Here is a 953-nt window from a genome sequence, read left to right as displayed (position 1 = left end):
ACGCAGGTTTCAAGCCTCGGCTGGTTGATGCAGACTGTCGCCATCAGCTGGCTGATGGCAACGATCTCGACTTCCGATCTGATGGTTGCGCTGGTGCAGGCTTCATCGAACCTGCCCGCTTTCGTCCTGTCCGTTTTTGCCGGAGCTCTCGCCGACAATTTCAGCCGGCGCAGGGTGATGTTCGCCGGTCGGTGCCTTATGGTGATTGCGTCCGCGATGCTGACCGCATCGGTGGCGCTGGGCTTTGTCAGTCCGTGGATGATCCTCGGCTTCAGCTTCTTGATCGCAAGCGGCGGTGCTCTCAATGATCCGGCCTGGCAAGCGTCGGTTGGCGATATTGTGGATCGACGAGATGTTCCCGCTGCCGTCACCCTGCTTTCTGTTGGATTCAATACCGTCCGAACTGTGGGCCCGGCGCTCGGCGGCATTGTAGTTGCCTCGTTTGGCCTTATGGCGGCATTCGCGGTGACCACGCTCACCTATTTCGTACCCTTGGCCACTATTTGGCGCTGCAAGTGGAAGGTTCGTTCTTCCCCTCTTCCACGCGAGTCGATGAGGACGGCGATCTATGACGGGCTGCGCTTCACGGCGATGTCATCGGAAATCAAGGCCGCGATCGCGCGCGGAACCCTCTTTGGCTTGGCGAGCATCGCCATACTCGCGCTGCTGCCGGTGGTTGTCCGCGATCAGCTGGGAGGAGGCCCGCTCGCCTATGGCGCGCTCATGGCCGGCTTCGGGACCGGAGCCGTCTTCGCTGGCCTCTCCAACAGCCTGTTCAGACGGAGCTTGTCGCAGGAGCGGCTGATGAGGCTCTCCTGCGTCGCCTGCGCGGCGTGCTCACTTTCCCTGGCACTGACAACTTCGATCGGGGTGGCGGCAATTGCACTCGCTTTGGGCGGCGCGGGCTGGGTCACCGCCTGGTCAGGGGTCGGTGTGAGCGTGCAGCTGGCAAG

The 953-nt window shown here is 62.2% G+C and carries 1 protein-coding gene; it reads left to right on the top strand.

Annotated elements, in window-relative coordinates; genetic code table 11:
• Window positions 1-953, top strand: a 953-nt coding sequence (locus NKH03_RS34780) for an MFS transporter (RefSeq protein ID WP_352973355.1), incomplete at both ends; no start/stop codon positions are given.

This window comes from Mesorhizobium sp. M1406, from assembly GCF_040317555.1.
Taxonomy (GTDB): Bacteria; Pseudomonadota; Alphaproteobacteria; order Rhizobiales; family Rhizobiaceae; genus Mesorhizobium.
Note: the sequence above shows the minus strand (reverse complement) of the source record. Positions and strands in the feature narration are given on the sequence as shown.